General features: G+C 50.0%; 8 protein-coding genes and 1 pseudogene. 8 read left to right on the forward strand and 1 reads right to left on the reverse strand.

What is annotated here, in order from left to right; genetic code table 11:
- The 3 genes and pseudogenes from G598_RS18185 to G598_RS0114735 form a co-directional block, all read left to right on the forward strand.
- Positions 1–228 (forward strand): zinc ribbon domain-containing protein (locus G598_RS18185; protein WP_037364634.1); only part of this gene is annotated, 228 nt, incomplete at its 5' end.
- 80 nt (positions 229–308) lie between these two features.
- A pseudogene (locus G598_RS18190) lies at positions 309–1,175 on the forward strand (Y-family DNA polymerase); the annotation flags it as partial.
- 192 nt (positions 1,176–1,367) lie between these two features.
- Complete coding sequence (locus tag G598_RS0114735; protein WP_026767564.1) at positions 1,368–2,171, forward strand: TrmH family RNA methyltransferase; 804 nt, start codon at positions 1,368–1,370, stop codon at positions 2,169–2,171.
- A 483-nt stretch (positions 2,172–2,654) separates the two neighbouring features.
- Here G598_RS0114735 and G598_RS0114740 read toward each other — a convergent pair whose 3' ends face one another.
- Positions 2,655–3,356 carry a thiamine diphosphokinase gene (locus G598_RS0114740; RefSeq protein ID WP_026767565.1) on the reverse strand — a complete coding sequence of 234 codons (702 nt, stop codon included), beginning with the start codon at positions 3,354–3,356 and terminating at the stop codon, positions 2,655–2,657.
- Between the two features lie 89 nt (positions 3,357–3,445).
- On the opposite strand from G598_RS0114740, the gene G598_RS0114745 reads away from it, so the two are divergent.
- The 5 genes from G598_RS0114745 to G598_RS0114765 all read left to right on the forward strand — a co-directional run.
- Entirely contained in the window at positions 3,446–4,126 is a 681-nt protein-coding gene (locus G598_RS0114745; protein ID WP_026767566.1) for a metal-dependent hydrolase, read from the forward strand.
- Positions 4,123–5,073, forward strand: coding sequence for a tRNA (adenosine(37)-N6)-dimethylallyltransferase MiaA (gene miaA, locus G598_RS0114750; RefSeq protein WP_026767567.1), 951 nt, complete (start codon positions 4,123–4,125; stop codon positions 5,071–5,073). The genes G598_RS0114745 and miaA overlap by 4 nt, the downstream gene beginning before the upstream one ends.
- 33 nt (positions 5,074–5,106) lie before the next feature.
- A complete protein-coding gene (hfq, locus tag G598_RS0114755) occupies positions 5,107–5,343 on the forward strand; it encodes an RNA chaperone Hfq (RefSeq protein ID WP_026767568.1) in 237 nt (78 codons plus the stop codon).
- Positions 5,344–5,488: 145 nt separating this feature from the next.
- Positions 5,489–6,559: a DNA adenine methylase gene (locus G598_RS0114760; protein WP_026767569.1), complete on the forward strand. Its 1,071-nt coding sequence runs from the start codon at positions 5,489–5,491 to the stop codon at positions 6,557–6,559.
- An 18-nt stretch (positions 6,560–6,577) separates the two neighbouring features.
- A partial coding sequence (locus G598_RS0114765; RefSeq protein ID WP_026767570.1) for a type II restriction endonuclease occupies positions 6,578–7,310 on the forward strand: 733 nt, incomplete at its 3' end.

Raw genomic sequence — 7,310 nt, forward strand, 5'->3', positions numbered from 1 at the left:
CGTCAGCTTGAATACAAGGCAGAATTGCATGGCTCTGAAATCTTGAAGGTAGATACATTCTACCCGTCAAGCCAGACCTGTTCAAAATGCGGATACCAGAACAAGGAAACTAAGAATCTTGGTATCAGGGATTGGACTTGCCCTGCATGTGGTTCAAATCATGACCGAGATGCCAATGCAGCAATAAATATACTGCGAAAGGCAATAGAACAAAAACAGGTTGCTTAACATAAATTAGTACCGTGGGACACACGGGAATTTACGCTTGGGGAGAACGTGTAAGTCGAACTGGTTACGGCTAGGCCGCAGTGTTCAGCGAACCAAGAATCCCTGCCTTTAGGCATGGGGAGTGTCAAGCTTCGGTGGAGTGCAAGCTGCGGGGGCTAAATGCCATGACCACCAATCTGGTCGTAGCCGATGCATCCCGGACGGCGAAAACCATCTGCTTGGCGGTGTCCCCGGCCTTAAAGGCGTATGGCCTGCCGGGGCGGTTAAGGCTCTTTGAGGTCGAGCAAAAAATACGGCAAGTGAATAATGTGCGCAGCCGGAAAATCGTGGGACGTAAGCTGTCTGGCAGTTCCATTGATTCTCGTGAACTGTCGGGTAATCCGCAGATGGCGGTGGATTATGTGGTGGCTAGGCCGCAGATGGCGCTCTATATGGAGGTCAGCCGCCGGATTTACAATATCTATCTGCGCTATGTATCACCGCAGGACATTCATGTGTACAGCATTGATGAGGTGTTTATTGATGTGTCGCCCTATCTGGCTGTGCGTAAAGTTACAGCCCATGAGCTGGCTATGCAGATGATTCGCGATGTGCTGCAGGAAACGGGCATAACGGCAACGGCGGGAATCGGCACGAATCTCTATCTGGCGAAAATTGCCATGGATATTGAAGCCAAACATATGCCGCCGGATAAAGACGGTGTACGCATTGCGGAACTAGACGAAATAGGTTATCGGGAAAAACTTTGGAACCACAGGCCGATTACGGATTTTTGGCGGGTGGGCAGAGGTTATGCGAAAAAATTGCAGGAGCATGGCCTTTTTACCATGGGGGATGTGGCCCTGTGTTCGCTGGGCAGTGCCCATGAATATCATAATGAGGATTTGCTCTATAGGCTGTTCGGGGTGAATGCGGAGCTGTTGATTGACCATGCCTGGGGTTGGGAAACTTGCACGAGCATCCGATTTCGTCAAAGCACCCGCCTATGCCACGGGAAAAGCGGGCGGCACAGTTTGCTCCGTTTGCTGCTTTGACTGGATATGGCGAAGTCATTCAACAGACACAGGTTGAACATGAGGAGGCTGTGCGTAAGTTTCACAAGGGTGACAGTGATTGGGATTAACGTTAGGAGCGTATAAATGATTGAACGAATTGACAGCCCCGCCAACAAGAAAATCAAGTTGGCGGCGGCCTTAAAACAGCGCAAACAGCGGGAAAAGACGGGCCTGTTTGTGGCCGAGGGTATAAGGCTTTGTGAGATGGCGGCAGAAGCAGGCTGGCAGGTGGAATTCGGCCTGTTGACCGGTCAGATGAGGGAACAGGAGCGGGGCGCAAAGCTGGTCGAGAAATTGACTAGTCAAAACTGTCCGCTCTATGAGGTACCGGAAGCGGTGTTTGCTAAGGCGGCAGGCACAGAAACGCCGCAGGGGATTTTGCTCGTCATGGCACAAAAAAATTCCTTCCTGCCGCAAACAGCAGAAAGGGAAAATCCTCTGTATGTGGTTATGGACGGCGTGCAGGACCCCGGCAATGCGGGCACGATTATCCGCACAGCAGACGCCGTGGGAGCAGATGGTGTAATCCTGCTCAAAGGCTCTGTGGATGTGTATGGGGATAAGGCTGTGCGCTCCACTATGGGCAGTATTTTCCATGTGCCGGTATATAGCGGTGTCAGCGTGGAAGAACTGACGGATTTTGCGCGGTGCAATGATTTGCAGCTTTTGGCTACGGCACTTGATGAGACGGCAAAGCCCCATTTTGGACAGGATTTTACCAAAGGAACGGCGGTGGTGTTGGGCAATGAGGGCAATGGCGTATCGCAGGAAATTCTGGCGGTGGCACAAAAGACGTATATTCCCATGTATGGGCAGGCGGAATCGCTGAACGTGGGGATGTCGGGGGCCATTGTGCTTTATGAGGCATTGCGGCAGAGGAAGTTTTGAGGTTCGTGTAACATCGATGCGGTAAGGCGCCCGGCGACAGATGATGCTTTTCCTCTGCTTAGACAAGCTTGTCAAACGCGTCGGAAAAGCATCATCTGTCGCCGGGCTTAGTGCGTGCATTACAATGAAGTGCTAGGACGTCCGATGGCTGATGATGTATTTCCTCTGTGCAAGCTTGTCAAACGCGACGGAAACACATCATCAGCTACCGGGCTTAGTGTGTACATTACATTGATATGATAAGGCGCCGTGTGGGCTGACAATATTTTTCCTTCGCCATAGACAGGCTTGTCAAAAGCTGCGGAAAAATATCATCAGCCCACACGGCTTATTGCATACTGTATTGGTGCTTTACATTGTAGTGATAAAGGTACGAAGTAAGGCTGGCGGGGAGGGGATGGCTTTCGGCAGCGTTTGACAAGCCTGTCTAAGCAGACGAAAGTTATCCCCTCCCCGCCTGCCGCCTTAGTAACGAAAACTTACCTATTGCCAATGGCAGTAAATGCCTAGAATTCCCTGTTCGATGCTGACGGCCAGTTTGGACTGGTCAGGCAGCAGTTCGTTGCTGACGGCGTTGGGGAAGGCTTGAGTTAAGGCAGCGCCCGTAAGAGGCCAGCGGACGTTGTCGATATTTACGCCGGTGCAGGCGGCCGTGAAGGGGAGCAGGGAAATGGCATGCGGATGCTGGTGGAAGTGAAGTGTGATTTCTTCGTTATCCTTTACAAAAAGCACTGTTTCCTGCTCGTCACTCAGCAGACAGGGCGTTTGTTGATGGGCGCAGGAAAACAGCAAACTGTACAGGTGGTCGAAGCGGCCGCCGAAAGCTCCCGTGATGATGATGGCGGGGGCTTTTTCCATTTTGGTAAGGGCCAGCTGGGTGTCGGTGAGGTCTTTGGCAGTGGGGAATTCCTCTACGGGGACGCCGAGGCTTTTACCCCAGTTCCAGGTGTCGGGGGCGGCGCTGTCGCCGTCGCCTAAGATATAGTCGGGAATAATATTCTGCCGGTGGCAGGTATCAAGGCCGTGGTCGGCGGCGTAGGTTTTTTCGGTGGGGGGAAGCTTAGAGAGCCAGCTTGCGTCAGGGGCGCGGCCGCCGGTAATCAGCAGCCAGGGCGTATCCGTGTAATTTTCTCCGTAGATGGTCAGTTGGGGCAGGGCGATGCCCTGTGCAGCAGAGTTATGCATAAACATTACCTCGAATTTGTGTTATAATGATAAATATAGCATAACATGGTAATGGTTAGCGGGCAAATTATTCGAAGGGAGAGCTGACGATGGTTAAGTTTACTTATTATGGACATGCTTGTTTCCTATTGGACGATGGGCAGTACAAGGTGCTGTGCGATCCGTTTTTGACGGGCAATCCCAAGGCCACGGTGAAGGTCGAAGACGTGGAGGCCGATTTTATTCTGATTACGCATGCCCACGGGGACCATCTGGGCGACGCACCGGAAATCGCTGACCGTACAGGAGCCGGACTGGTGGGGATACCAGAGGTACTGGGCGTGTGTGAAGCGCGGGTACCGGGCCTTAAGCAGCATCCCATGAATCTGGGCGGTTCGCTGACACTGCCTTTTGGTAAAGTGCGTATGACATTGGCGCAGCACAGCAGCGGCGTGCCGGGCGGTATTGCCTGCGGTTATGTTATTTATATGGGCGGCTTGAAGATTTACTTTGCCGGGGATACGGCATTGTTCTCGGATATGCAGCTGATTGGCAAGAAGGACGATTTGGATTATGCCATCCTGCCCGTGGGCGATAATTACACCATGGGGCTTGAGGATGCGGCACTGGCGGCACAGCTCTTAAATGCCCGCCATGTGATTCCGGTGCATTACAATACTTGGCCCATCATCAATCAGGATGTGCGTCATTATAAGGAGATTACTGAGGCCATGAGCCGGGCAGAGGTGCATATTGTTGAGCCCGGTGGCACTTGGGAAATGCAGGCATGAGTGGTAAGGAAAAATTAATTGTTATCTTAGGCCCCACAGCAGTGGGCAAAACCGATTTATCCATCGAACTGGCACAAAAATTAAATACCGAGATTATTTCCGGCGATTCCATGCTCTTTTACAAGGGCTTTGATATCGGTTCGGCCAAGCCTACGGTGGCGGAGCGGCAGGGGATTGTCCATCATCTGGTGGACAATCTGGAACCTTGGGAAAATTTCAATGTGACGGATTTCGTGGCCGAGGCACGGCGGCTGATTACGGACATCAACAAGCGCGGCCGGATTCCCCTTATTGCTGGCGGCACGGGGCTATATATCAAGGCACTGTTGGAAGGCTATGAATTTAATGAAACCGCTGACCACAGCGAATACCGGCAGGAAATGACGGCACTGGCTGAAGAAAAGGGCAAGGAATACGTCCATGACCTTCTCGTGCAGGTGAACCCGGAAGCGGCGGCAGAGATTCATGCTAACAATCTGCGTCGGGTGATTCGCGCGCTAGAGGTAGCGCACTTCGGTGGGGAGCAGATTTCCCGGCAGAAGGAATACGGCGAGGGCGATTTATGCTATGATGTTTATGTTATCGGCTTGAACCGCGAGCGGCAGGGGCTCTATCAGCGTATCAACCGGCGGGTAGAGCTGATGTTTGCGGCAGGTTTGGAAGATGAGGTGCGAAAGTTGCTCACAGGCGGCGTAACCCGCGATATGCAGGCGATGCAGGGCATTGGCTACAAGGAAACCGCGGCATATCTCGCCGGGGAAATGAGCAAGGCAGACGCAATTGACCTGATTCAGAAAAGCACCCGTCATTTTGCCAAACGCCAGTTGACCTGGTTCCGCAAGATGCCCTATATTCACTGGTATATGGCAGATGAACTGGATGGGATGCGCCTTTTGCAGAGCGTTTCGCAGGATTTAGCAGGATTTTTCTGGGATTTGGCGAATTAAAGATATATATCGCAATGACATGGAGGGGATTATATGCCAGCAAAAGCAATCAATTTACAGGATACGTTCCTCAATCAGGTGCGTAAGGAAAATATCGGTGTGACCATTCATCTGGTCAACGGTTTTCAGATTAAAGGCAATGTAAAAGGCTTTGATAATTTTACGGTGGTGCTGGATGTGATGGGCAAACAGCAGATGGTGTACAAACACGCTATCTCTACCATTACGCCAGCCAAAGCCGTCAACTTTATGAGTGAAAAAGAAGAATAGATAATGCCAAGCAGGAGGTTGATAAGTCAGTGTTGACTTATCAACCTCCTTGTTCTTTGAGTTGATAAAAGTAATTATTGATATTGCTATTATTCCAAAGCTAGAATATAATATTATCAAAACTTTATCGACCAAGGAGACTGTTATGACCTTTATATCTGCAAAAGAAGCTGCCGTCAAATGGGGGATTTCCCAGCGGCGGGTTTCGACTTTATGTGCCGAAAAGCGTATACACAATGCGGAAATGGTGGGAAATGTGTGGATTATCCCCGCAGATGCGGAAAAGCCGCAGGATGCGCGGAGTCTGCGTTATGTGGAAAAGCCGCAGGCAGGCGTGAAGCCCTTTTTGAAGTGGGCAGGCGGCAAGGGCCAGCTCTTATCCGAGATTTCTGCCTACTATCCGTTTGGCGACGGCAAGTTCACCAAGTATGCCGAGCCATTTGTGGGCGGCGGAGCCGTTCTGTTTGATGTGCTAAATAAATTTGACCTTGATGCCGTTTACATCAGTGATGTGAACCGTGAACTGATTGGTGCCTACAAGTCCATCAAGGTGAATGTGGATGAGCTGATTGCCCGCTTGCAGGAATATCAGGCGGCATATCTGCCGGAACTTACCGAAGGACGCAAGGCGTATTATATGAAAATGCGTGCCCGATTTAATGAATTGAAGCTGGCTGGCCGTGATGCAGCTCAAGTGGAACGCGCCGCCCTGCTGATCTTTTTGAACAAGACTTGCTTTAACGGCCTTTACCGCGTCAATAAAAAAGGTGCTTACAATGTGCCCATGGGAGCCTATAAGCGGCCTTTGATTTGTGATGAAGAAAACTTGCGGGGCATTGCCGCAAAACTCCAAAATGTAGAGATTGTCTGCGGTGATTACAGCAAGGCACGGGATTTTATTGACGAGCATACCTTTGTGTATTTTGATCCGCCCTACCGCCCGTTGACCGCTACCGCCAGCTTTACCTCCTACACGGCGGACTGCTTTAATGATGATGACCAGATTGCCCTGGCCAAGTTCGTTGACGAAATGGCGGCCAAGGGGGCAAAAGTCGTCGTGAGCAATTCCGATCCCAAAAATACAGACGAGGAAGATATGTTCTTCGACGATATTTATGCTGCCCATAAGATCCGGCGCGTTTCGGCCACTCGCATGATTAACAGCAAGGCCACAGCCCGGGGAAAGATAAGTGAGCTTTTGATTTCTAATTTTTAAGGACTGGGAGATGTTGTAATGAAACGGGATTTTTCGACATGGCTGGCAAGTTTTCGATCAAGTATCGCAGATTATGGTTATTATGTGGATTTTCCAAAAGTATTCCGCAATGTGGACAATGTGAAGGTGGAATTAAACATTCTAAATTCGCTGATTGGCTCCAAGAATATTGAAGCTGATTTTAAGTCACTGCTTATGCGTTATCCTGAAGTGATGAAATGTATCCCGCTCCTTTTGGCCGTGCGGGCGAATGAAATTTACGCAATGGATGAAGATGGAGCTTATTTGTATCAGTTTGCAAAGGCCAATTATTCGGTCGAGCAATACGCTGTTTTTATGCGCAAGACTGGCCTTTTTGAGCTATTGGAAAACCATATTATCGGCAATCTTTTGGATTATGCAACAGGCGTGGAAACCGGACTTGATTCCAACGGCAGAAAAAATCGTGGTGGCCATCTGATGGAGAACTTAGTGGAACGCTTTATCGTCAAAGCTGGCTTTAAGCGGAATGTAAACTATTTTAAGGAAATGTATATCCATGAAATTGTCGATAAATGGAATATTGACCTTTCTGCTATTTCCAATCAAGGCAAGATGGAAAAACGCTTCGATTATGTAGTTAAGACCGATAAGATGATCTATGGTATCGAAACCAATTTCTACGGCAGCGGCGGCAGTAAGCTTAATGAAACCGCCAGAAGCTACAAAACGCTGTCCATGGAAAGCGATACGATTGATGGTTTTACCTTTG

The organism is Selenomonas ruminantium subsp. ruminantium ATCC 12561, assembly GCF_000424065.1.
Classification (GTDB): Bacteria; Bacillota; Negativicutes; order Selenomonadales; family Selenomonadaceae; genus Selenomonas_A; species Selenomonas_A ruminantium.

Coding starts and splice junctions, on each gene's coding strand:
- G598_RS0114735 (WP_026767564.1), top strand. CDS start 1,368: ATGATTGAACGAATTGACAGCCCCGCCAACAAGAAAATCAAGTTGGCG.
- G598_RS0114740 (WP_026767565.1), bottom strand. CDS start 3,356: ATGCATAACTCTGCTGCACAGGGCATCGCCCTGCCCCAACTGACCATC.
- G598_RS0114745 (WP_026767566.1), top strand. CDS start 3,446: ATGGTTAAGTTTACTTATTATGGACATGCTTGTTTCCTATTGGACGAT.
- miaA (WP_026767567.1), top strand. CDS start 4,123: ATGAGTGGTAAGGAAAAATTAATTGTTATCTTAGGCCCCACAGCAGTG.
- hfq (WP_026767568.1), top strand. CDS start 5,107: ATGCCAGCAAAAGCAATCAATTTACAGGATACGTTCCTCAATCAGGTG.
- G598_RS0114760 (WP_026767569.1), top strand. CDS start 5,489: ATGACCTTTATATCTGCAAAAGAAGCTGCCGTCAAATGGGGGATTTCC.